Raw genomic sequence first — 22,817 nt, 5'->3', positions numbered from 1 at the left:
CGCTTCCCCAGGGGCCGGTCCGAGGGAGTCGTCCGGGTAGAGAGCCGCACGTCAGGCAGCACCGTCCGCCAGGAAAGGGGAAGTCCCGTGACCAGCGAGATCACCGCCGAGAGGGTCGCCGAGATCGCCGCCCGCTACCGGCGCAGGGCCGACGCGTTCGAGCGCAAGGTCGTCGCCGTGCGGCCCGGGCAGTGGGACGGCCCGTCCCCGTGCGCCAAGTGGACGGTCCTGGACGTGCTGCGGCACATCATCGACATGCACGCGGTGATGCTGCGGCCGTTCGACCGCGGCCTCAGCCCGGCCCCGCCGGCCGCCGAGGACCCGGTGGCCGCCTACCGCGCCGCCCGCGCCGACGTGGAGGCGATCCTGGCCGATCCCGCGCTCGCCGGCCGGCTCTGCGACACGCCCGCCGGCAGGCTGACCGCGGCCGAGCACATCGACCAGGTGGTCAGCGCCGACCTGCCGCTGCACGGCTGGGACCTCGCGGTCGCCACCTCCCAGGACGCCACGATCGACCCCGAGGACGTCGAACAGGGCTGGGCCGCCATGCGGGCGCTGCCTGCCGACCTCGTGGCGAAGTTCCGCGAACCGGGCGCCTTCGGCCCCGGTGTCGAGGTGTTCGGCCCCGAAGTGCCGGTGGGCGACGACGCCTCCACCCAGGACCGCCTCCTCGCCTTCATCGGCCGCGACCCCCACTGGCACCCCTGACCGGGCACCCCGGACCAGGCGGCCCTGGCCACGCGGTCCTGACCGGGCGGCGCTGGGTGGGTGGTTTCTGGTCAGCGGCCGGGATGGGCCGTCCTGAGCAGGGGGCCCTTCGCCGGTGGGTGCCGCTGGGCGGGTAGTTCTAGCTGGTCAGGGGTGGCGGGTGGTGGCGGTCAGGTAGATGCGCCGGGCGGCGATCTCGTCCTCGTACGCCTCCCGTACCGTGATCTCGCCGATCGTGAACCCGGCGGCCCGGGCCGCCGACTCCAGCTCGCCCGGCGTGAACTCGGCCCAGTAGACGCGCAGCCCGGTGCCGAGGGGGTCGTCGATGACGTCGTCGCCGTCGCCCTGCTTGGCCACGACGAGGAGTTCGCCGCCGGGCCGCAGGGCTCGAGCCCACGCCGCGAGGGTGCCGGGCAGCTCGCGTTTCGGCTGGTCGTGCAGCGAGTAGTACGAGACCAGCCCGTCGAGCCCGCCGGTCACGTCGCGCTGGTCCATCACCGCGAACCGGCACCCGGGCTGCTCGCGCGCGGCCAGTTCGACGCAGCGCGGCGACAGGTCGACGCCCAGCACGTCCAGGCCGTGCCCGGCGAGCAGCGCGGTCACGTGCCCGCAGGGCCCGCAGCCGGCGTCGCAGACCCGCCCGCCCGGGCCGACACGCCCGGCGAACGCCGCCAGGACCTCGCGGTCGTAAGGCTTGCCGGCCAGCTCGTGGCGGAACAGCTCCAGGTAGCGGTCGGCGCGGGCGTCCCACACGTGGGCGACGGCGGCGGCGCTGCCCGGCGGGGGAGAGAGCGTTTCGGACATTCCGGCATCCTAGGAGATGGCAACCCTTGCCGTCGCGGCCCCCGAGGGGGTGCGGGAGGATCGCAGGATGAGCGAGCTGCACTACCTGACCGCGACCGAGATGGCCCGCCTCGTCAGGACCCGCCAGGTGAGCGCCGTCGAGCTGCTCCAGGCGCACCTGGACCGCATCGAGCAGGCGAACCCGCAGGTCAACGCGATCGTCACGCTGGCCGCCGAGCAGGCGCTGGATGCGGCCAAGGCGGCCGACGCGGCGGAGCCGGTGGGGCCGCTGCACGGGGTGCCGGTCGCGCACAAGGACCTGGCCGACACGGCCGGGATCCGCACCACGTACGGCTCGCCGCTGTACGCGGGTCACGTGCCGGACCAGGACGCGCTCGTCGTCCGGCGGTTGAAGGAGGCGGGCGCCGTCTCGCTCGGCAAGACGAACACGCCCGAGTTCGGCACCGGCTCCCACACGGTCAACGAGGTCTTCGGGGTGACGCGCAACCCGTACGACCTGAGCCGGTCGGCCGGGGGGAGCAGCGGGGGCGCGGCGGCGGCGCTCGCCTGCGGGATGACGCCGCTGGCGGACGGCTCCGACATGGGCGGGTCGCTGCGCAACCCGGCGTCGTTCTGCAACGTGGTGGGGCTGCGGCCGACGCCGGGCCGGGTGCCGAGCCCGTCCGAGATCGCCGCCTGGTACACGCTGTCGGTGCCGGGGCCGATGGCCAGGACGGTCGACGACCTCACCCTGATGATGTCGGTCATTTCGGGATTCGATCGGCGGTCACCGTACGCGATCAGGGAGCCCTTCACCCCCGACCCCGAGGAGGGCGTCGCCGGGCTGCGGGTGGCGTGGAGCCCGGACCTGGGCGGGCTGCCGGTCGACGCCGCGACGGCGGCGGTCACCGCGAGCGCGCCCGCCGTGCTCGAACGCCTCGGCGCGCGGGTGGAGCAGGTGGAGCTCGACCTGCGCGACGCCGACGACGCCTTCCGCACCTACCGGGCCTGGTTCTACGCGCTCGCCTACGGCGACCTCGACGGGCTGGGCGCCAACACCGCGTGGAACGTCGAGCAGGGCCGCACGGTGACCGGCGCCGACCTGGCCCGCGCCGAGCGCGCCCGCAGCCGCCTCTACCAGCGGATGGCCGCCTTCTTCGACGACCACGACGTGCTGATCGCGCCCGTCAGCCAGGTGCCGCCGTTCCCGGTCGAGGACCCGTACGTGCGTGAGATCAACGGGATCGAGCTGCCCGACTACCTGACCTGGATGCGGTCGGCGTACTGGGTGAGCGTGCTGCACGCGCCGGCCGCGTCCGTGCCCGCCGGGTTCACGCCGGAGGGGCTGCCGGTCGGGGTGCAGATCGTGGGGGCGCCGTTCGAGGACGCCAGGGTGCTGCGGGTGGCCCGGGCGTTCGAGCAGGCCACCGGCCACGGCCTGCGCCGCCCGCCGCTCTGAGGAGCGGGCGGTCAGCGGTCCGGCGGCGGCAGCGGCGGCGCCAGCCCGTACGGCCGCCGCAGCGGTGAGTCGCGGTAGCCGTGCATGCCCTCCAGCAGCCCGAACAGCCCCACCGCCAGCAGCGGCCAGAACACCAGCACGCCCTTGGCCGTCAGATGCAGCGGCCCCGGCGTCAGCTGCGCGCCCGGGGCCGCCGCGGCCTCCACCGTGACCACGCCGATCGTGAACGCCGACCCCACCCAGAGCGTCACGTACGCGCCGAGGACCCCGCCCGCGCAGAGCCCGAGCAGCGCCGCGAGCTGGCGGCGGCGGCTCAGGAACCAGGCGAGGGCCCCGCACGCGAGCCCGAGCGCGCCGGTCACGGTGGCGAACCAGCCATCGGCGGCGATCAGCGCCTGCGTGGACGGGTCGGCGAGCACGGTCGCCTCCTGCGTGACCAGGTACGGCGGCCGGGGTGACAGGGCCGACCAGACCAGCCCGGCGGGCACCCCCAGTGCGGCGAGGGAGAGGACAGTGACCGCGAAAACGCGTACTTCCCTCGCCACGCCACTCCCCTTCGCGTTCTGAGTCTCTGCCAGACCGATGGTATCTCCCGGTTAGGCTCACTTCGTGATTGAAGAGAAGGTCTGGCTCATCGAACCCTCCGGCCCGCTCCGGGGCGACGTCGTCGTGCGCGGCTCCAAGAACGGCGTGTCCAAGCACATGGTCGCCGCCATGCTGGGCAGCGGCGAGAGCAGCATCCACAACGCCCCCGAGGTGGGCGAGGTCGGCATCACCGCCGACATGCTGCGCGCCCTGGGCATCAGCGTGGAGATCGGCCGGACGGAGATCCGCATCGAGCGCGGCCCGGAGATCAGGCCCCGGGTGCCCGACGCGTTCACGGGGCTGAACCGCATCCCGATCCTCATGCTCGGCCCGCTGCTGCACCTGGCGGGCGAGGCGTTCGTGCCGCTGGTGGGCGGCGACCCGATCGGGCGGCGGCCGGTCAACTTCCACGTGGAGGCGCTGCGCGCGATGGGCGCCGAGGTGGAGGTCGGCGACACCGGCATCTACGCCAAGGCCAAGCGGCTCAACGGCACCCGGCTGGAGCTGCCGTACCCGAGCGTCGGCGCGACCGAGACGATCCTCATGTCGGCGGTGCTGGCCGAGGGCAAGACCGTGGTGAAGAACGCCGCGATGGAGCCCGAGGTCGTGGAGCTGGCGCTGTTCCTGCAGCGGATGGGCGCCCGCATCGAGCTGTCGCCCGACCGGCGCATCGTCATCGAGGGCGTCGAACGGCTGCGCGGCGCCTCCACCTGGCTGGCCGGCGACCGCATCGAGGCGTTCTCGTACCTGGCCGCCGGGCTCGTGACGGGCGGCGAGGTGCGCGTGCACGGCTGCCCGCAGGACCGGCTGGTCACCGCGATCACCACGCTGGCCCGGATGGGCGCCCAGTTCGACATCAACGACGAGTACGTGTGCGCGACCGCCCCGCCCGAGGGGCTGCGCGCGGCGGCGGTGCAGACCGACACCCACCCCGGCTTCATGACCGACTGGCAGACGCCGCTCATGGTGCTGTTCACGCAGAGCCAGGGCATGTCGGTGCTGCACGAGACGGTCTTCGAGAACAGGCTCGTGTACGTGCCCGCGCTGCAGAGCATGGGCTGCGAGATCGAGGTGTTCGACCAGTGCCTGGGCGGTCCCGCCTGCCGCTACCACGACACCAACGCCCGCCACTCGGCCGTGGTGCGCGGCGTGTCGCAGCTCAAGGGCGCCGACGTGGTGCTGCCCGACATCCGGGCCGGCTTCTCCGCGGTGCTGGCGGCGGCCGTGGCCGACGGGCAGTCGACGCTGCGCGGCGTGCACCACATCGAGCGCGGCTACCACCGCCCGTTCGAGCAGTTCGAGTCGCTTGGTCTGAACATCCGCAGAGGAGAGTAAAGAGTTAAGAGCGGGTCGTTTGCCGGTGATCGGGTGGTAGCAGATCATCTGCGTGACTGTGCTCAAATCCATCACCAGGCTCGGGGCGGCGGGGGCGCTCAGCGGGGTGCTGGTCGCGGCACTGGCCGCGCCCGTCGTGAGCGGAGCCGGGATCGGCGCCAAGAGCGTCGCCGACACCTTCAACGACCTGCCGCCCGCGCCCCGGGAGGAGCCGCTGTCGCAGGTCACCCGGCTGGTCGACCGCACCGGCCGGACGTTCGCCCAGTTCTACGAGGCCAACCGCACCGTCGTCCCGCTGGACAAGGTGTCGGCGGTGATGCGCCGCGCCATCGTCGCCATCGAGGACGCCCGCTTCTACGAGCACGGCGGCCTCGACGTCATCGGCACGCTCCGGGCGCTGATCACCAACACCCAGGCGGGCGGCATCAAGCAGGGCGGCTCCTCGCTCACCCAGCAGCTCGTCAAGAACATCCTCGTCGAGAGCGCCCGCACCGAGGCGGAACGCGACAGGGCCCGCGCCCCCAACCTCGCCCGCAAGATCACCGAGCTGCGGCTGGCGCTCGCCCTGGAACGCAAGTACCGCAAGGACGAGATCCTGGAGAAGTACCTCAACATCGCCTACTTCGGCGCGGGCGCCCACGGCGTCGAGGCCGCGGCCAGGCGGTTCTTCTCCACCACGGCCGCCGAGCTGACGCTCACCCAGGCGGCCACCCTCGCCGGCGCCGTCCGCGCCCCGTACTCCACCGACCCGTCCATCGGCCAGGAGCACCGTGCCCGCCTGAAGATGCGCCGCGACCTCGTCCTCGACCGGATGGCCGGGCTCAAGCTCATCACCCAGGCGCAGGCGGCCGAGGCCAAGGCCAGCCCGCTGAACATCCGCCTGCGCCCCGAGCCCGGCGGCTGCGCGCAGAGCGACCACCCCTACTACTGCCTGTACGTGCACCGCGAGCTGATGACGAACGAGGTGTTCGGCGCCACGGCGGACGTGCGTCGGGCGCGGCTCGCCCGAGGCGGCCTCGTCGTCAGGACCAGCCTCGACCCGCGCGCGCAACGGGCCGCCGACCAGGCCATCCGCCAGCGGGTCTCCGCCGAGGACACCGAGGTGGCCGCCGAGGCCATGATCGAGCCCGGCACCGGCTGGATCAAGGCGATGGCCGCCAGCAAGCGGTTCGGCCGCAACCCCGGCAACAAGAAGAACGGGCCGAGGACCACGTTCAACCTGGTCGCCGACGTGCGGCACGGCGGCGGCCAGGGACTCCAGGCGGGCTCCACGTTCAAGGTGTTCACCCTCGCCACGGCGCTCCAGCAGGGCTGGCGCTTCGACGACGGCTTCGACACCCCCGGCGTGATGACGCCGTCACAGGGCTACCGCGACTGCTCGGGACGCCCGGTCAACGACCCCGGCACCGAGATCCACAACGCCAGCGGCGAGGGCAAGGGCGGCCCGCACAGCATCTCCACCGGCACCTGGAAGTCCGTCAACATCTTCTACATGATGCTGGAGCGCAAGGTCGGGCTCTGCAACGTGGTCAAGACCGCCAAGGCGCTCGGCGTGACCCGCGCCGACGGGGCTCCGCTGCGCGAGGTGCCGACCTTCACGCTCGGCGTCAACGAGATGGACCCGCTCACCGTGGCCGCGTCGTTCGCCGCCTTCGCCGCGCGCGGGCGCTACTGCGAGCCGCTCGCCATCACCGAGATCGTCGACCGCGACGGGCGGCGCACCCACGTCTCGCCCGCCTGCGAGCAGGTGATCGACCGGCAGGTGGCCGACGCCGTCAACTGGGTGCTCACCGGCGTGTTCGACAAGGGCACGATGAAGGGCCAGGACCTGGACCGGCCCGCCGCCGGCAAGACCGGCACCAACAACGGCTACACCTCCGCCTGGTTCGCCGGCTACACGCCCCACCTGGCGGCGGCGGTGAGCGTCGGCGACATCCGCGGCTCCTACAAGCACCCGCTCACCGACGTGCGCATCGGCGACCAGTACTACGGCTCCGTCCAGGGCGCCTCGCTGCCGGGGCCCATCTGGGTGGACTCCATGCGCGCCGCCCTGCGCCACACCGAGGCCAAGGGGTTCCCGGGGCCCGACATGAGCCGCTTCGGCGGCGGCAACACGCCTGGCCTGGAGGAGGGCGAGGAGGAGGCCGGCGAGGACAACGGCCGCCGCGGCCGGCACCGCGCGTACGCCAAGCGCCACCGCAAGCTCCTCCGCTGGCTCTTCGGCCACGGCGCCCGCCCCCACGAGTCGCGCGCCCACGAGTCGCGCGCTCACGAGTCGCGCCCGTACGAGGGCCCGCTCCGTGAGGGCCGCCCGCCGGAGGCCCGCCGCCGCCACGGTGACGGCCACCGCCGCGACACCGCCCCCCGCCACCGCCGCGACCGCCACTGACCCGCCCGCTCCGGGGGTCGGGGCCGCGCCCGGTGGCGGGCCGTCATCCGGTGGAGGTCAGGCGCGGACGGGGCGGCCGGGGCGCGCGTCCGGGACGAGGGCGCCGTCCTGGACGACCGGGACGCCGCCCACCAGCACGTGCCGGAACCCCGTGGAGGGGAGCGCCGTGGCCGCGTAGGTGGCCCGGTCGGTGACCGTGTCCGGGTCGAAGACCGTGAGGTCGGCGTCGGCCCCCGGCTGGACCCGCCCCTTGCGTGCCAGCCCGGCGACCTGGGCGGGCACGAGCGTGCACCGCCGCACGGCCTCGGCGAGCCCGAGCATCCCCTGCTCGCGCACGAGCCGCAGGGTGCGCCCGTACGTGCCGGCGGTGCGCGGGTGGGTGACGGCGTCCGGCGGCAGCGGCCATTCCAGCCGCCGGGCCGGGTCGCCGCCGTCGCGCCACAGCAGGGGCACGGCGTCGGTGGCGACCGCCGCGTCCTCGAAGTCGAGCGCCCGCCGGATGTAGGCGAACTCGGCGGGCGAGTCCTCGTCCAGCAGGTGCACGAACGCCGCCGACCCGGGCTCCTCCTGACGGACGCGGCGGAGCTCGGCGGCGTCGGCCATGCGCCGCCCGGTGGACAGCAGCCCGATGGAGTGCGGGGTGAGCCCGCGCCGGTGCAGCAGCTCGGGCGCGAGGAAGGCGGCGCCGACGCCGGTCATGCCGGCGCCGTACGGGTACGCCTCGGTGGTGACCCGTGCCCCTTCGGCGCGCACGCGCTCGACCAGGGCGAGGACCCGGTCGACGTGCCGGATGGAGGTGCTGTTGACGTGGCAGTAGTGCATGTGCGCGCCGGTCTCGACGGCGGCGCGGACGATCTCCTCGGCGCCGTCGACGGGCGTGCCGGCGTCCATCTCGACGAGCTCGCGGGCATGGGTGTACGTGGGCCGTCCGGCACCGGCGGCGAGCGCGGCGACGGCCAGATACTCGTCGGGCCCGGTGCGGGGCGCGTAGCCGACGAGGACGCCGATGCCCAGGGCGCCGTCGGCGAGGTCGGCCTCAAGGAGGCCGACGATCCGCGCGACCTGCTCGGGGGTCGCGGGCCGCTGCCAGGCGTCGACGGCGATGTTGGCGAACAGCGTCTCCAGCCTGCCGGTGGGCTCGACGCCGGCGAGCACGGCCATCCGGGCGGCCGCCCACGAGGTGGCGAAGCCGTAGTTGAGCGGCCGTCCCTCCTCGGCGGCGGCGCGGTAGGCGGCCGACACGGGCAGGCTGCCGGCCTCCAGCTCCAGCACGGTGGTGACGCCGTCGAGCGCCTGGAGCCGGTGCCCGGCGAGGTCGGCGCTGTGGCTGTGCAGGTCGACGAAGCCGGGGCAGACGGTCAGCCCGGTGGCGTCGACGCGGGTGGCGCCGTGCAGCGGTCCGGCCGACACCTCCCGGATCGTGCCGCCGCTGACGCCGACGTCGCGGATCCCGTCGAGCCCCGTCTCGGGGTCGATCACCCGCCCCCGGGAGATCACCAGGTCGTACGTGGTCACGAGGCCCTCCCGAGGGTGAAGCGGTCGGCGCGCTGCGGCACGATGAGCGCGATCAGCGCGCCGAGCACGGTGGTGCCGATGAGCAGCCCGAACGCGGCGCTGTAGGAGTACTGGTCGACGAGCCAGCCCATGAGCACCGGCGCGATCACGCCGGCGAGCTGCCCGCCGACGTTGACGACGCCCATGCCGGAGCCGATCACCTCGGGCGGCAGGGCGCGGACCGGCATGCCGAGGATGCCCATGGTGGACAGCCCGGCCACGGCCATCGCCAGCGTCTGGAAGAGCGTGAACCCGGCGGCGGTCTCGGCGTTGATCATGACGAGCAGCAGCACGGCGGTGCACAGCAGCAGCGGGATCACGTACAGCCTGGCCCGGTCGTGGAAGTAGCGGTCGAACAGCCAGCCGCCGAGCAGCGTCGTCGCCGTCATGACGAGCTGGGGGAGCGCGGCGAGGAAGCCGGTGTTGAGCAGGGAGATGCCGCGGGCCTCCATGAGGTAGCTGGGCACCCAGGTGATCATGCCGTAGCCGAGCATGTTCGTGGCGCAGAACAGCGCGGCGAACTTCCACACGGCGGCCGAGCGCAGCACGGCCGCGAGCGGGATGGCGGGCCGGGCGGCGGGGCCGGTGGCCTGGGCGGCGCCGGTGAGGTGGCCGGGCAGCGCGCGGGGGAGCAGCGACCACAGCAGCACGCCGATCGCGACGCCGGCCACGGCCGCCACCAGGAACGTGTCACGCCAGCCGAACACCAGCAGCAGCGGCGCGGCGATCAGCGGGGCGAGGCCGCCGCCGAGCACGTTGGAGGCGAGCATCGCGCCGGCGGCGGTGGCCCGCCGCTCGGGCGTGGTGCGTTCGGCGATGGCCTTGAACGACGCGCCGGGGAACAGCCCCTGGCCGACGCCGAACAGCGCCCGGATCACCAGCAGCGCGGCCAGCCCCCACGCGAGCCCGGTCAGCGCGGTGAACGCCGACCACAGCACCAGGGAGGCGACGAGCAGCCGGCGCGCCCCGAACCGGTCGGCGAGCATGCCGCCGGGGATCTGGCACAGCAGGTAGACCAGCGAGAAGACGGTGATCAGCCAGCCCTGCTCGGTCTTGGTGAGCGCGAACTCCGCGCCGATGAACGGCAGCGCGACCGCCATCATGACGCGGTCGACGTAGTCGATCACCCACACGCCGGCGAGCAGCGCGATGGTCAGCGTGGCGGTCTTGCGGATCTTGGCGGGCGTCCAGGTGGTTGCCGGGGTGTTTTCGGCCAGTCCCATACGGTCTCCGGTGTTGCGGCGTTTCTGCATTGTTCATACGGAAACGCCGCGACCGCTTGGTGCGTCCGGACGAAAGTCGGCTCAGGTGTTGTGCGCTGCGACGAGGTCAGCCCGTCTTTCCGATGGGCGCGGTCACCGCCCGGGTCAGCGCGATCAGGTTGGCGGGGGCGGTCTCGATCTGCAGCCCGCGCTTGCCCGCCGAGAAGTAGATGGTGTCGAACTCCAGCGCCGAGGAGTCGACCACGGTGGGCAGGAGCTTGCGCTGCCCGAGCGGGCTGATGCCGCCGACGACGTAGCCGGTGACGCGCTCGACCTTGGCGGCGTCGGCCATCGCGGCCCGCTTGCTGCCGGTGGCGGCGGCCAGCGCCTTGAGGTCGAGCTTGCCGGCCACGGGCACCACGGCCACGGCCAGGCCGCTCTCGACCTCGGCGACCAGCGTCTTGAAGATCCGCTCGTAGGGGACGCCGAGCGCGTCGGCCGCCTCCTCGCCGTAGGCCTGCGCCGAGGCGTCGTGCTCGTAGGGGTGGAGGGTGAACTCCGCCTTGGCCTTGTCGAGCGCCACGGTGGCCGGCGTGCCGCCGCCCTTGCTCTTCTTGCTCACGGAGACCCAGTGTAGCGAATCTACATTGTAAAGGCGCGGCCCGGGGTGTACCCGAGCGCCCGCCGGAACGCGTCGATGAACGCGCTGGCCGACGCCCATCCGCACCGGTGCGCCACGGTCGTGACGCTCACCCCGTCGGCGAGCAGCAGCAGCGCGTGGTGCAGCCGGAGCTGGGTGCGCCACTGCGGGAACGTCATGCCCAGCTCGGCCCGGAACAGCCGGGCCAGCGTCCGGTCGCTGGTGCCGGCGTGGGCGGCGAGCCTGGCCAGCGTCCGGTTGTCGGCCGGGTCGGCGTGCAGCGCCGCGCACACGGCCGCCAGCCGCGCGTCACGCGGGGTCGGCAGGTGGAACGGCTGCTCGGGCGCCCGCCGGAGCTGATCGACCAGCACGGCCAGCAACCTCGCCCGCTCCCCTCCCGCCGTGAAGCCTCCTGCCGTGAAGCCTCCGTCCGCGGGGCCTCCGTCCGCGGGGCCTCCGTCCGCGGGGTCCCCGGTCGCGGCGTCGTCGTCCGGCTGGTCGGTGTAGGCGATGATCAGCTCGCGCAGCAGCGGCCCGACCGCGAGCACGGCGGGGCGCGTCAGGCCGGGCGGGTTGCCGGTGAGCCCGATCAGCCGCAGGTCCGTGCTGCCGTGGGCGCGATGCTCGTGGACGGTCCCGGCCGGGATCCAGATCGCCCGGTTGGCCGGGGCGACCCAGGTGCCGGCGTCGGTGGTGACCGACAGGACGCCGTGGCGGGCGTACACGATCTGGTGGGTGTCGTGCCGGTGGGCGTCGATGCCCGCGCCGGCGGCGAGCGGGCGGATGCCGGTGGGCGCACGCGACAGATGGCGGATTTTCATGACTGATTGGCATTTTATCGGAAGCGGGCCACGACCGCCCGGCGGCACGATCGGGGGCGTGCGGGTGAACAGGGTCGCGGTGCTGGCCGCGGGGCATGCGGGCGTGGACGTGTATCAGGGCGCGGTTCCGGCGATGGTGCCGTTCCTGGTGGCCGAGCGGGGTTACGGGTACGTGGCCGCGTCGGGGGTGGTGCTGGCGGCGACGCTGCTGTCGTCGATCGTGCAGCCGGTGTTCGGGGCGCTGACGGACCGGTGGCGGATGCCGTGGCTGATCCCGGTCAGCATGACGACGGCCGGGCTCGGCGTGGCGCTGAGCGGGGTGTCGGAGTCGTACCCGCTGACGTGGCTGGCGGTGGCGCTGTCGGGGCTGGGGGTGGCGGCTTACCACCCGGAGTCGGCGCGGCTGGCGCGGATCGCCAGCGAGGGCAGCGACGTGCGGATGAGCTGGTTCTCGCTGGGCGGCACGCTGGGGTTCGCCTCGGCGCCGATCCTGGTGACGCCGCTGCTGGCGGCGGGCGGGCTGGCGGCGTCGCCGTTCCTGGTGGTGCCGGGCGTGGCCGGGGCGGTGCTGACGCTGGTGGTGATGCGCTCGCTGGCGGGGCCGGGGGAGCGGGGATGCGCGGCCGGGCCGGCGCGGGGGCGTGACGACTGGCCGTCGTTCGCCCGGCTGACGCTGGTGATCGTGTTCCGGTCGGTGGTGTACGTGGGGCTGAGCGCGTTCGTGGCCCTGTACATGGGAGGCGGGGCGGCGGGCGCGGTGGCGCTGTTCGTGCTGTTCGCGGGCGGCGCGGTGGGCACGGTGCTGGGCGGCAGGCTGGCGGCGCGGATGGGGCGGGTGCGGGCGATGCGGCTGGCGTACGCGCTGAGCGTCCCGGCGGTGGCGGGCGTGGTGCTGGCGCCCGGACCGGCCGCGTACGTGTTCGTGGCGGCGGCGTCGATCACCCTGTACGCGCCCTTCTCCCTGCACGTGACGCTGGGCCAGGACTTCCTGCCGCGCCGGGTGGGCACGGCGAGCGGGGTGACGCTGGGGCTGGCGGTGAGCGTCGGCGGGCTGGCGAGCCCGCTGGTGGGGGCGCTCGCGGAGGCGACGTCGCTGCGGCTGGCGCTGGGCTGCCTGATCGCGTTCCCGGTGCTGGCGTGGCTGCTGTCGCTCACGCTGGCCGAGCCGGTCCGGGCCGACGCCCCTGCCGGCGCCCCTGCCGCCGATCAGCGCTGACCGATCAGCGCTGACCGGTCAGCCTGTCGCGGACGCGCCCGGGCTCTCGCCGCCGGGCGCGCGGACCTCGCGGGGCTCGCGGTCGGGGCGCAGGCCGCGCCAGGACGGGTGGCGCAGCCGGTTGTCGCCGGTCATCTCGGCGTACTGGACCTCGCCGACCAGGACGGGGCTGACCCAGTGCGCGTCGCGGGCGTGCTCGCGCGGGACGGGCTCGTCGAAGGGCGGGTCGGGACGTTCCAGCGGGGCGAGCCTGCGGTGCAGGTCGCGGAGCATGGCCTGGGTGAAGCCGGTGCCGACGTGGCCGACGAACAGCAGCCTGCCGCCGTCGTCGTAGGAGCCGAGCAGCAGCGACCCGATCGTCCCGGCCCGGCGGCCGGCGCCGGGCTTCCAGCCGCCGACGACGACCTCCACGGCGCTGACGTTCTTGACCTTGGTCCACTCGGCGGTGCGCCGGCCGGGCCGGTAGGGGGAGGTGAGCCGTTTGCACACGACGCCTTCGAGGCCGAGACGGCGGGAGGAGGCGAAGGCGTCCTCGGCGTGGTCGTGGAACCAGACCGGGACCTGCCAGCGGAAGCCGGGCGTGAGCGTGCTCTCCAGCAGGTCGCGCCGGGCGGTGTAGGGGAGGGCGATGGCGGGGTCGTCGCCGAGGTGCAGGATGTCGAAGGCCAGGAAGGTGACGGGGACGGTGCGGGCGAGCTCGGCGACGCTCAGCGGGTTGCGCTGGTGCATGCGCGGCTGCAGGGCGCCGAAGCTGGGCCTGCCCGCCTCGTCGAAGGCGACGATCTCGCCGTCGACCACGGCGGGCCGGCCGCCGGTGGCCCCGGCCATGAGCTGGAGCTCGGGGTAGGCGGCGGTGATGTCCTTGGCGTTGCGCGACATGAGCCGGACGGCGCCGCCGTCGACGTAGGCGAGGGCGCGGACGCCGTCCCACTTCATCTCGACGGCCCAGTCGTCCTCGTCGGTGGTGGGCAGGGAACCGAGCTGGGCGAGCATCGGCGCGTAGGTGGGCAGCGGCGCCATGCACCCAGGCATACCCCGGCGCGCGCGCCGCCAGTGATCGCCGGGGGTTTACAGATGGTCAAGCCACGGGGTCGGGTTTCTCCTCGACGAGCTGGGCCAGGTCGACGCCGTGCCGGCCGAGTTCGTCGACGGACGAGCAGTAGCCCTGGAGGTAGGCGCGCCCGCCGACCTGGTGAGAGACCCGGAGCACCGGCCGGTCGCCGAGCACGATGGCCTCGACGACGACGCCGTCGGGCCCACGCCAGATTCCCATGCGGGCAAGCGTACGGGAAGGAACATAAAGGACAAGTAATGTCAAAGTACGTTTCAAGTGGTCCGGGTCAGGGAAAAACCCTGGCCAAACCGTGGACGTGTTTGCCCGCGACCCCGCCGGGCAGCACCCGGCCCAAGCTTCACCCCAGCCGTGGATCCACCGCCCACGGCGCCCCGCACTGGCGCTCGGCCCGGGCCAGGGCGGAAACGGTCGTGAGGTCGCGTGCCCCCGTCGCGACCTCACGACCGGGCCACCGCATGCACCCCTGTGCCAGCCCTGTGCCGCCCCTGTGCCGCCACTGTCCCGTCCCCGTCGCGCCACGCGACTGTCCGTAGTGTGGACAGATCCGGATCCGGGGATCGGACTCCGTAGACTGTCAGGGTGATTTCCCGTATCGACATGCGCGGTTCCCTGCCGGCGAACCTGCGCGACGTGCTGCCCCGCGCCGAGCTCGACGTCGAGGCCGCCCTGGAGAAGGTGCGGCCCATCTGCGAGGACGTGCGCCATCGCGGGGCGGCAGCCGTACGGGAGCTGACCGCCAGGTTCGACGGAGTCGAGATCGCCACCACCCGCGTCCCCGCCGAGGCCATCGCCCGCGCGCTGGACGAGCTGGACCCCGCGGTCCGGGCGGCGCTGGAGGAGTCGATCAGGCGGGCCAGGCTCGTCCACCGCGACCAGCGGCGCGGCGACGTCACCACCGAGGTCGTGCCCGGCGGCACCGTCACCGAGCGGTGGGTGCCCGTCGACCGGGTCGGCCTCTACGTCCCCGGCGGACGCGCCGTCTACCCGTCGAGCGTGGTCATGAACGTCGTGCCCGCGCAGGAGGCCGGGGTGGCCTCGCTGGCCGTCACCAGCCCCGCCCAGAAGGAGCACGGCGGCCTGCCGCACCCGACGATCCTGGCCGCGTGCGCGCTGCTCGGCGTCGACGAGGTCTACTCGGCGGGCGGCGCCCAGGCCGTGGCCATGTTCGCCTACGGCACCGAGGAGTGCGAGCCCGCCACCATGGTCACCGGGCCCGGCAACATCTGGGTCGCCGCGGCCAAGCGGCTGCTCAAGGGCCGCATCGGCATCGACTCCGAGGCCGGCCCGACCGAGATCGCGATCCTGGCCGACGAGACGGCCGACCCCGTCCACGTGGCGGCCGACCTGATCAGCCAGGCCGAGCACGACGTGATCGCCGCCGCCGTCCTGGTCACCACCAGCCCCGAGCTCGCCGACGCGGTCGAGAAGGAGCTGCCCGGCCAGGTGGCGGCCACCCGCCACTCCGAGCGCATCACCGAGGCGCTGGCCGGCCGCCAGTCGGGCATCGTGCTCGTCGACAGCCTCGACGACGGGCTCAAGGTCGTCGACGCCTACGCCGCCGAGCACCTGGAGATCCACACCGCCGACGCCGCCGCGGTGGCCGCCCGGGTGCGCAACGCCGGCGCGATCTTCGTCGGCCCCTGGTCGCCGGTCTCGCTCGGCGACTACCTCGCCGGGTCCAACCACGTGCTGCCCACCGGCGGCTGCGCCTGCCACTCCAGCGGCCTGTCGGTGCAGTCGTTCCTGCGCGGCATCCACGTCGTCGACTACACCCGCGAGGCGCTGGCCGGCGCGGCCGCGCACGTGTCGGTGCTGGCCGACGCCGAGGACCTGCCCGCGCACGGCGCCGCCGTGCGCGCCCGCTTCGACGGGCAGGTGCCGTCGTGAACCTCTCCGACCTGCCCATCCGCGACGACCTGCGCGGCAAGTCGCCCTACGGCGCGCCGCAGATCGACGTCCCGGTCCGGCTCAACACCAACGAGAACCCCTACCCGCCCTCTCCCGAGCTGGTCGCCGACCTGGCCGAGGAGGTCGGGCGGGTGGCGGGCGACCTCAACCGCTACCCCGACCGCGACGCCGTCGAGCTCCGCGCCGGGCTGGCCGCCTACCTGGGCCACGGCCTGACCACCGAGCAGGTGTGGGCGGCCAACGGCTCCAACGAGATCATCCAGCAGATCCTCCAGGCGTTCGGCGGCCACGGCCGCACCGCGCTCGGCTTCGAGCCGTCCTACTCGATGCACCCGATCATCACGACCGGCACCAACACCGAGTGGATCAAGGCGGCGCGCGAGGACGACTTCTCGCTCGACCCCGGCAAGGCCGTCGCGGCGATCGGCGAGCACCGGCCCGACGTCGTCTTCCTGGCCTCGCCCAACAACCCGACCGGCACCGCGCAGCCGCTGGCGGTGATCGAGGCCATCCTGGAGGCCGCCCCCGGCATGGTGGTGGTCGACGAGGCCTACGCCGAGTTCGCCCGCGAGGGCACGCCGTCGGCGCTCACGCTGCTGCCGCGTCACCCCCGGCTGATCGTCACCCGGACGATGTCCAAGGCGTTCGCCATGGCGGGCACCCGGCTCGGCTACCTGGCCGCCCACCCGGCCGTGGTGGAGGCGCTGCTGCTGGTGCGGCTGCCGTACCATCTGTCGGCGCTCACGCAGACGGCGGCGCGGGTGGCGCTGCGGCACCGGGCCGAGCTGCTCGGCACCGTCGACGCGCTGCGCCGCGAGCGTGACGACACGGTGGCGTGGCTGCGGTCCAAGGGGCTGGCGGTCGCCGACTCCGACGCCAACTTCGTGCTGTTCGGGCGCTTCCCCGACCGGCGCGCGGTGTGGGAGGGGCTGCTGGCCCGGGGCGTGCTCATCCGTGAGGTGGGCCCGCCACAATGGCTTCGGGTGTCGATCGGCACCGGCGAGGAGATGGCGGCCTTCCGTGCCGCCCTGGAGGGAGTCCTGTGAGTCGCGTAGGCCGCGTCGAGCGTACGACGAAGGAGACGTCGGTCCTGGTCGAGGTGGGTCTCGACGGCACCGGCACGGTGGACGTGTCGACCGGGGTCGGCTTCTACGACCACATGCTGGCCCAGCTGGGCAAGCACGGGCTGTTCGACCTGACGGTCAAGACCGAGGGCGACCTGCACATCGACTCCCACCACACGATCGAGGACACCGCGCTGGCCCTGGGGGCGGCGTTCCGCGAGGCGCTGGGCGACAAGTCGGGCATCAGGCGGTTCGGCAATGCGTCGTGCCCGCTCGACGAGTCGCTCGCCGAGGTCACCGTCGACCTGTCCGGCCGCCCCTACCTGGTGCACTCCGAGCCCGAGGGCATGGCGCCGATGATCGGGCCCGACTACGACACGACGATGACCCGCCACATCCTGGAGTCGTTCGTCGCCCAGGCGGCGATCTGCCTGCACGTGCGCGTCCCCTACGGGCGCAACGCGCACCACATCGTCGAGGCCCAGTTCAAGGCGCTGGCCAGGGCCCTGCGGGCCGCCTCCGAGCGCGACCCGCGCGCCACCGGCGTGCCCAGCACCAAGGGCGTGCTGTGACCGGCAACGTGATCGCCGTCGTCATGGTGTTCCTCGGCATGTTCCTGGTCGGCGGCGTGGTCTCGCTGTACAAGCAGGGGCTCAAGATCGGCGCCGCGATCTGCGGCGTCGGCGCCGCCATGGCGATCACCGCGGGGGTGATGTGGTGGTGAGCCGCGTCGTCGTGCTCGACTACGGATCGGGCAACCTGCGCTCGGCCGAGCGCGCGCTGGCCAGGGCCGGCGCCGACGTCACGGTCACCGCCGACTTCGACGCCGCGCTGGAGGCCGACGGCCTCGTCGTGCCCGGCGTCGGCGCGTTCGCCGCCTGCATGGCCGGGCTCAAGGGCGTGCGCGGCGAGCAGATCATCGGCAGGCGGCTGGCCGGCGGCCGGCCCGTGCTCGGCATCTGCGTCGGCATGCAGATCCTGTTCGCCCGCGGCGTCGAGCACGGCGTGGAGACCGAGGGCTGCGGCGAGTGGCCCGGCGCGGTCGAGCGCCTGGAGGCGCCGGTGCTGCCCCACATGGGCTGGAACACCGTCAAGGCCCCCCAGGGCAGCGTGCTGTTCGCCGGCCTCGACGCCGCCACCCGCTTCTACTTCGTGCACTCCTACGGCGTGCGCGAGTGGGAGCTGCGACCCGGCGACGGGTTCGCCGAGCCGGTGGTGACCTGGGCCGAGCACGGCGTGCCGTTCGTCGCCGCCGTGGAGAACGGCCCGCTCATGGCCACCCAGTTCCACCCGGAGAAGTCCGGCGACGCCGGGGCCGCGCTGCTGGCCAACTGGCTCGGCACCCTTGAGTAAGGAGCGGGCGCGCCGCCGCGCCGAGCGTGAGGCCGAACGGGCCCGGGCCATGCGGATCAACGAGGAGCGCCAGGCCCGCCGGGCGCGCCGCCGCGCCCGCCTGACCCGGCTCGTCCCACGCCCGGTGCGGGTGGCCCGCCAGGGCGGCCTGCTCGCCCGCCGCCACCGCGCGCAGAACGCGGTCGTCGCGCTCGCTTTCCTGCTCGTCCAGGCGCTCGCCTGGCTGCTGTGGGGCTCGCCGTTGCTGAGCTTCGGCGTCCTCGTCTTCTCACTGCTGCTCTTTCCCGTGCTCGTGACCCTCGCTTTCGACCGGAGGACCTGATGTCGCTCGTTTTGCTCCCCGCCGTGGACGTGGCCGACGGCCAGGCCGTACGCCTCGTCCAGGGTGAGGCCGGCACCGAGACCGGCTACGGCGAGCCGCTGGCCGCCGCGCTGGCCTGGCAGGAGGCGGGCGCCGAGTGGATCCACCTGGTCGACCTCGACGCCGCGTTCGGCCGCGGCTCCAACCGTGAGCTGATCACCGACCTGATCGGCCGGCTGGACGTGAACGTGGAGCTGTCCGGCGGCATCCGCGACGACGCCTCGCTCGCCGCCGCGCTGGCGACCGGCTGCCGCCGCGTCAACATCGGCACGGCCGCGCTGGAGAACCCCGAGTGGTGCCGCCGGATCATCGCCGAGCACGGTGACAAGATCGCGGTCGGCCTGGACGTGCGCGGCACCACGCTCGCCGCCCGGGGCTGGACCGAGGACGCCGGTGACCTGTGGGAGGTGCTGGAGCGGCTGGAGGCCGACGGCTGCCAGCGCTACGTGGTCACCGACGTCACCAAGGACGGCACCCTGCGCGGCCCCAACCTCGACCTGCTGCGGGAGGTGTGCTCGCGCACCGACAGGCCCGTCGTGGCCAGCGGCGGAGTCTCGTCCCTCGACGATCTGGTGGCACTGTCTTCTCTCGTTCCCGTCGGCGTGGAAGGTGCCATCGTGGGCAGGGCCCTGTACGCCCGGGCGTTCACGCTGGAAAGCGCGCTGGCCGCGGTGGGCGAGTAGTGACGCCGGGAGGGGGCGTGATGGGCACCATGAGCATGGAAAGCACCGGCATGCGGGTGTTCTCCGGAGGCGTCTGGGAGGAGAAGTACGGTTACGCGCGCGCGGTGGTCGTGGGCAACCGGGTCATCGTCTCGGGCTGCACCTCCACCGTCGACGGCGAGGTCCGTCACGTCGGCGACGCCTACCGGCAGAGCCGCACCGCGATCCAGATCGCGCTGGAGGCCGTGGAGATGGGCGGGCTGGCCCGCCAGGACGTCGTCATGGTCCGCTACTACGTGGTCGAGCACCGTCACTTCGACCTGGCCGGCCAGGCCATCGCCGAGTCGTTCGGCGACGTGCGGCCCGCCTGCACCGGGGTGCGGGTGGCCGGGCTGGTGGACCCGCGGATGCTTGTCGAGATCGAGATAGAGGCACACCGAGCATGACCGTAGCCGTGAGGGTGATCCCCTGCCTGGACGTCGACGCCGGCAGGGTCGTCAAGGGCGTCAACTTCGCCAACCTGCGTGACGCGGGCGACCCGGTCGAGCTGGCCAGGCGCTATGACGAGGAGGGCGCCGACGAGCTCACCTTCCTCGACATCACCGCCTCGTCGGGCGAGCGCGGGACCATGCTCGACGTGGTGCGCCGCACCGCCGAGCAGGTGTTCATCCCGCTGACCGTCGGCGGCGGGGTGCGTTCGGTCGACGACGTCAACCGGCTGCTGCGGGCCGGGGCCGACAAGGTGTCGCTCAACACCGCCGCGATCGCCAGGCCGGAGCTGCTGACCGAGGCGTCGCGGCGCTTCGGCGCGCAGTGCGTGGTGCTGTCGGTCGACGCGCGGCGGGCGCCGGGCACGGCGAGCGGCTTCGAGGTGACCACCCACGGCGGCCGGCGCGGCACCGGCATCGACGCGGTGGAGTGGGCCGCCCGGGGCGAGGAGCTGGGCGTGGGCGAGATCCTGCTCAACTCCATGGACGGCGACGGCACGCTCGACGGCTACGACCTGGAGATGCTGCGCGCGGTGCGGGCCGCCGTGCGGGTGCCGGTGATCGCCAGCGGCGGCGCGGGGCGGCTGGAGGACTTCCCGCCCGCCGTCGCCGCGGGCGCCGACGCGGTGCTGGCGGCCAGCGTCTTCCACTTCGGCACGCTGAAGATCGCCGAGGTGAAGGAGACGCTGCGGACGGCGGGCCACCCGGTCCGCTAGAACACCCGCATGTGCTGGAACAGCTCGTAGGAGGCGTCGCGGGCGGCGAACGCCGCCGCCTCGGACCGTTTGACGGCCAGGTAGGCGGAGGCGCGCAGCGGCCCGAGCGCCTCCATGAGCACCGGGTCGGCCTCCAGCGCGTCGAGGGCCTCGGTCAGCGACGACGGCAGCCGCGGGTAGCGGCCGGGCCGGGTGTCGGGGTCGACGTCCACGGCCTCGCCCGGGTCGAGCCTGCGGCGGACGCCGTCGAGCCCGGCGTGGATGACGGCGCCGAGGGCCAGGTAGGGGTTGGCCGAGGAGTCGGAGGGCTTCAGCTCCAGGTTGGGCTCGCCGCTCTCGCCGAGCGGGGAGCAGATCCGTACGGCGGCCTCGCGGTTGTCGGGGCCGTGCACGGCGTAGGCGCTGGCCCACATGCGCGGCGCCAGGCGGCGGAAGCTGTTGACGCTGCCGCAGGTGAGCGCGGTCAGCGCGGGCAGGTGGGCGAGCAGCCCGCCGACGAACCAGTCACGCACGGCGCCGCCACTGTCACCGTCGCCGCCACTGTCACCGTCGAAGAGGTTACGGGATTCGCGCCACAGGGACAGGTGCAGGTGCGCGCCGTTGCCCGCCTGGTCGGCCAGCGGCTTGGGGGCCAGCGACGCCCACATGGACATGCGCAGCGCCACGCCGCGCACGGTCTCGCGGTAGAGGACGTGGTTGTCGGCGGCCCGCAGCGCGGGCGCGTGCCGCACGGTCAGCTCCTGCTGGCCGGGGCCGAGCTCCGGATGGTAGTGCTCGACCCGCAGCCCCTGCGTCTCCAGGGCGCGGATCAGCTTGATCGTGTAGTCGTGGGCGGTGTCGAAGCCGTGACCGGCGTAGCACAGCGAGTCGTCGAGCGGCACCAGCCGGTCGGGCCCGCCGGACGGGTCGGGCAGCCGCCGCCCCAGCGTGAACTCCGGCTCGAATGCGGCCAGCAGCGTGTAGCCCTCGCCGGCGAGCAGCGCGATCGCGTCCTTGAGGAAGGTGCGCGGGCAGGCCGCCCAGGGCGAGCCGTCGGGAAGGCGCAGATCCGACAGCATGGCCGCGGCCCCCGGCGCGTGGGGGAGCGGGACGTACGTCGACGGGTCGGGGACGATGCGGACCTCGCCCACCGGACCCAGGTGCTCGACCTCCTGCAACTGGTCGAGCATGTTCATCGCCATCATGGCCACCGTGTGCCCGATGCCCGTGTTGAGCCGTTCCGCGAGGCGCGACCGCGAGGCGGCCTTGCCCCGGATGACGCCGCCGTGGTCGGCGTACAGGAACCGGATCAGCTCGACGCCCTCGAGCTCGGTGCGCTCGAGGATCCGCCTGACCGCGGGGTCAGGCTGGACGGGCTTGGCAACGGCTGGGCGATCTCTCATCCTGTCTGCGTAACACGACTTGGCAGCGCGGGGAAGCCAATTGACGCAGACAGGACCGCGCTTCAGGTCAAAACACTGCTGAAGAAGACAGCCAGTTGATTGGCTCCTTGGACGATCCCATCGAACACACCGTTGACCGCGGCGGCGGCTTCGGCCGGCCGGGTGAACAGGTAGAAGATCACGAACGCGACGGCCACGTACGTGATCACCTTCTTGACCTGCATGGGGGGCCTCCTGCAGTCCATTCCCAGCCGTATATACCCGGATCTGGGCGGTCACTAGGCATCTTCTGTGAAGATGTTCATGATCCTAACCGGGGGGCTTGTTTCCTGTGTCATCGTACGGCCTGCGGGCGTGGCGGGGGCGCCATACGGGCCGGTGGTTCGGTGATGTGACGGGAGCGACAGACCCTGGATGGATAGCGGCACTCTCCAATGGCTAGACTTTCCGCAATCCGCGAGAAGGGAGCCGCGAGCGTGCGCATGGCCGGTCTGAGCGCCGCCACCGGGGTGCCGGTGCCGACGATCAAGTACTACCTGAGGGAGGGGCTGCTGCCGCCCGGCCGGCCGCTGGCCCGCAACCAGGCCGAGTACGGGCCCGCGCACGTGCGGCGGCTGAAGCTGGTGCGGGCGCTGGCCGATTACGGCGGGCTGAGCATCGCCGCGATCGCCGGGCTGGTGCGCCACCTGGACGACCCGGGCGTGAGCGCGGGCGAGCTGCTGGCCGAGGCGCAGCCCGCCGTGGCCGCGCCCGAGGAACCCGGCCCCGCCCCGGGCTCCGGCGCCGCGGCGGAGCGGGCGCGGGACCGGGTGGCCGCCCTGCTGGCCAGGAAGGGCTGGGACCGCCTGGCGGATCATCCGTCGGCGGCCACGCTCACCGGCGTCCTGGCGAGCCTCCTGGAGCTGGGGCTCGACGACGTGCTCGACGGACTGGACGACTACGCCGAGGCGGCCGAGGCGGCGGCCTCGGCCGACGTGCGCATCCTGGGGGACGTGACCGACCGGGAGCGGGCGGTCGAGGTCGTGGCGCTCGGCACCCTGCTCGGCGACACGCTCATCGCCGCCCTGCGCAGGCTCGCCCAGGCCCGCCTGGCGGAGGCCACGTACGAGAGCTAGA

General features: G+C 73.5%; 25 protein-coding genes. 15 read left to right on the top strand and 10 right to left on the bottom strand.

From position 1 onward, the window contains the following. Positions 1-87 precede the first annotated feature (87 nt). Positions 88-708 (top strand): TIGR03086 family metal-binding protein, encoded by a 621-nt coding sequence (locus tag ACWDXC_RS23610; protein ID WP_449985373.1) that lies wholly within the window; start codon positions 88-90, stop codon positions 706-708. 147 nt (positions 709-855) lie between these two features. Here ACWDXC_RS23610 and ACWDXC_RS23605 read toward each other — a convergent pair whose 3' ends face one another. Beyond that, positions 856-1,512 (bottom strand): class I SAM-dependent methyltransferase, encoded by a 657-nt coding sequence (locus ACWDXC_RS23605; protein ID WP_449985370.1) that lies wholly within the window; start codon positions 1,510-1,512, stop codon positions 856-858. Between the two features lie 67 nt (positions 1,513-1,579). Here ACWDXC_RS23605 and ACWDXC_RS23600 point away from each other — a divergent pair, with 67 nt between their 5' ends. Further along, a complete protein-coding gene (locus ACWDXC_RS23600) occupies positions 1,580-2,950 on the top strand; it encodes an amidase (RefSeq protein ID WP_449985367.1) in 1,371 nt (456 codons plus the stop codon). Between the two features lie 11 nt (positions 2,951-2,961). Here ACWDXC_RS23600 and ACWDXC_RS23595 read toward each other — a convergent pair whose 3' ends face one another. Then, a complete protein-coding gene (locus ACWDXC_RS23595; RefSeq protein WP_357592648.1) occupies positions 2,962-3,495 on the bottom strand; it encodes a hypothetical protein in 534 nt (177 codons plus the stop codon). A gap of 64 nt (positions 3,496-3,559) precedes the next feature. Here ACWDXC_RS23595 and murA point away from each other — a divergent pair, with 64 nt between their 5' ends. Together murA and ACWDXC_RS23585 are read left to right on the top strand one after the other, a co-directional pair. Further along, positions 3,560-4,870: a UDP-N-acetylglucosamine 1-carboxyvinyltransferase gene (gene murA, locus ACWDXC_RS23590; RefSeq protein ID WP_308125670.1), complete on the top strand. Its 1,311-nt coding sequence runs from the start codon at positions 3,560-3,562 to the stop codon at positions 4,868-4,870. A 52-nt stretch (positions 4,871-4,922) separates the two neighbouring features. Beyond that, positions 4,923-7,259, top strand: a complete 2,337-nt coding sequence (locus tag ACWDXC_RS23585) for a transglycosylase domain-containing protein (RefSeq protein ID WP_449985363.1) — start codon at positions 4,923-4,925, stop codon at positions 7,257-7,259. A gap of 57 nt (positions 7,260-7,316) precedes the next feature. Here ACWDXC_RS23585 and ACWDXC_RS23580 read toward each other — a convergent pair whose 3' ends face one another. The 4 genes from ACWDXC_RS23580 to ACWDXC_RS23565 all read right to left on the bottom strand — a co-directional run bounded on the left by ACWDXC_RS23580 (position 7,317) and on the right by ACWDXC_RS23565 (position 11,476). Continuing rightward, positions 7,317-8,774, bottom strand: a complete 1,458-nt coding sequence (locus ACWDXC_RS23580) for an amidohydrolase family protein (protein ID WP_449985360.1) — start codon at positions 8,772-8,774, stop codon at positions 7,317-7,319. Further along, on the bottom strand, positions 8,771-10,036 hold the full coding sequence (locus ACWDXC_RS23575; protein ID WP_364172226.1) for an MFS transporter: 1,266 nt from the start codon (positions 10,034-10,036) through the stop codon (positions 8,771-8,773). The genes ACWDXC_RS23580 and ACWDXC_RS23575 overlap by 4 nt, the downstream gene beginning before the upstream one ends. Before the next feature lie 106 nt (positions 10,037-10,142). Continuing rightward, positions 10,143-10,637, bottom strand: a complete 495-nt coding sequence (ybaK, locus tag ACWDXC_RS23570) for a Cys-tRNA(Pro) deacylase (protein ID WP_449985357.1) — start codon at positions 10,635-10,637, stop codon at positions 10,143-10,145. 20 nt (positions 10,638-10,657) lie between these two features. Then, positions 10,658-11,476: an AraC family transcriptional regulator gene (locus ACWDXC_RS23565; RefSeq protein ID WP_449985355.1), complete on the bottom strand. Its 819-nt coding sequence runs from the start codon at positions 11,474-11,476 to the stop codon at positions 10,658-10,660. 58 nt (positions 11,477-11,534) lie between these two features. Here ACWDXC_RS23565 and ACWDXC_RS23560 point away from each other — a divergent pair, with 58 nt between their 5' ends. Further along, the gene (locus tag ACWDXC_RS23560; protein WP_449985353.1) at positions 11,535-12,692 is read left to right on the top strand and encodes an MFS transporter; all 1,158 of its coding nucleotides are present in this window, start codon (positions 11,535-11,537) and stop codon (positions 12,690-12,692) included. A gap of 18 nt (positions 12,693-12,710) precedes the next feature. On the opposite strand, the gene ligD is transcribed toward ACWDXC_RS23560, so the two are convergent. Together ligD and ACWDXC_RS23550 are read right to left on the bottom strand one after the other, a co-directional pair. Next, the gene (ligD, locus tag ACWDXC_RS23555; RefSeq protein WP_357592660.1) at positions 12,711-13,712 is read right to left on the bottom strand and encodes a non-homologous end-joining DNA ligase; all 1,002 of its coding nucleotides are present in this window, start codon (positions 13,710-13,712) and stop codon (positions 12,711-12,713) included. 58 nt (positions 13,713-13,770) lie between these two features. Next, positions 13,771-13,965 carry a hypothetical protein gene (locus ACWDXC_RS23550; protein WP_219502377.1) on the bottom strand — a complete coding sequence of 65 codons (195 nt, stop codon included), beginning with the start codon at positions 13,963-13,965 and terminating at the stop codon, positions 13,771-13,773. 381 nt (positions 13,966-14,346) lie between these two features. On the opposite strand from ACWDXC_RS23550, the gene hisD reads away from it, so the two are divergent. From hisD to hisF, 9 genes are read left to right on the top strand one after another with little or no spacing between them, the layout of a single operon-like run. Continuing rightward, positions 14,347-15,654 carry a histidinol dehydrogenase gene (hisD, locus tag ACWDXC_RS23545; protein WP_449985349.1) on the top strand — a complete coding sequence of 436 codons (1,308 nt, stop codon included), beginning with the start codon at positions 14,347-14,349 and terminating at the stop codon, positions 15,652-15,654. Further along, positions 15,651-16,721, top strand: a complete 1,071-nt coding sequence (locus tag ACWDXC_RS23540) for a histidinol-phosphate transaminase (protein WP_449985346.1) — start codon at positions 15,651-15,653, stop codon at positions 16,719-16,721. The genes hisD and ACWDXC_RS23540 overlap by 4 nt, the downstream gene beginning before the upstream one ends. Continuing rightward, positions 16,718-17,311, top strand: a complete 594-nt coding sequence (gene hisB, locus ACWDXC_RS23535; RefSeq protein ID WP_219502383.1) for an imidazoleglycerol-phosphate dehydratase HisB — start codon at positions 16,718-16,720, stop codon at positions 17,309-17,311. The genes ACWDXC_RS23540 and hisB overlap by 4 nt, the downstream gene beginning before the upstream one ends. Continuing rightward, entirely contained in the window at positions 17,308-17,463 is a 156-nt protein-coding gene (locus ACWDXC_RS23530) for a hypothetical protein (protein WP_219502385.1), read from the top strand. Before hisB ends, ACWDXC_RS23530 begins: the two co-directional genes overlap by 4 nt. Beyond that, positions 17,457-18,092: an imidazole glycerol phosphate synthase subunit HisH gene (gene hisH, locus ACWDXC_RS23525; protein WP_449985343.1), complete on the top strand. Its 636-nt coding sequence runs from the start codon at positions 17,457-17,459 to the stop codon at positions 18,090-18,092. Before ACWDXC_RS23530 ends, hisH begins: the two co-directional genes overlap by 7 nt. Beyond that, a complete protein-coding gene (locus ACWDXC_RS23520) occupies positions 18,085-18,414 on the top strand; it encodes a hypothetical protein (protein WP_219502390.1) in 330 nt (109 codons plus the stop codon). Before hisH ends, ACWDXC_RS23520 begins: the two co-directional genes overlap by 8 nt. Then, the gene (priA, locus tag ACWDXC_RS23515) at positions 18,414-19,136 is read left to right on the top strand and encodes a bifunctional 1-(5-phosphoribosyl)-5-((5-phosphoribosylamino)methylideneamino)imidazole-4-carboxamide isomerase/phosphoribosylanthranilate isomerase PriA (RefSeq protein ID WP_449985340.1); all 723 of its coding nucleotides are present in this window, start codon (positions 18,414-18,416) and stop codon (positions 19,134-19,136) included. Before ACWDXC_RS23520 ends, priA begins: the two co-directional genes overlap by 1 nt. 29 nt (positions 19,137-19,165) lie before the next feature. After that, positions 19,166-19,561 (top strand): Rid family hydrolase, encoded by a 396-nt coding sequence (locus ACWDXC_RS23510; RefSeq protein WP_449985337.1) that lies wholly within the window; start codon positions 19,166-19,168, stop codon positions 19,559-19,561. Further along, complete coding sequence (hisF, locus tag ACWDXC_RS23505) at positions 19,558-20,319, top strand: imidazole glycerol phosphate synthase subunit HisF (protein ID WP_449985335.1); 762 nt, start codon at positions 19,558-19,560, stop codon at positions 20,317-20,319. The genes ACWDXC_RS23510 and hisF overlap by 4 nt, the downstream gene beginning before the upstream one ends. Here hisF and ACWDXC_RS23500 read toward each other — a convergent pair. Continuing rightward, positions 20,316-21,701, bottom strand: coding sequence for a glutamine synthetase family protein (locus ACWDXC_RS23500; protein ID WP_449985333.1), 1,386 nt, complete (start codon positions 21,699-21,701; stop codon positions 20,316-20,318). The two genes, hisF and ACWDXC_RS23500, sit on opposite strands and share 4 nt — an antisense overlap. Before the next feature lie 62 nt (positions 21,702-21,763). Beyond that, on the bottom strand, positions 21,764-21,925 hold the full coding sequence (locus tag ACWDXC_RS23495; protein WP_197094029.1) for a hypothetical protein: 162 nt from the start codon (positions 21,923-21,925) through the stop codon (positions 21,764-21,766). 258 nt (positions 21,926-22,183) lie between these two features. On the opposite strand from ACWDXC_RS23495, the gene ACWDXC_RS23490 reads away from it, so the two are divergent. After that, positions 22,184-22,816, top strand: coding sequence for a MerR family transcriptional regulator (locus tag ACWDXC_RS23490; RefSeq protein WP_449985816.1), 633 nt, complete (start codon positions 22,184-22,186; stop codon positions 22,814-22,816). Position 22,817 lies beyond the last annotated feature (1 nt).

The organism is Nonomuraea sp. NPDC003214 (genome assembly GCF_053590035.1).
This window is presented reverse-complemented; position numbering and strand designations above follow the sequence as displayed.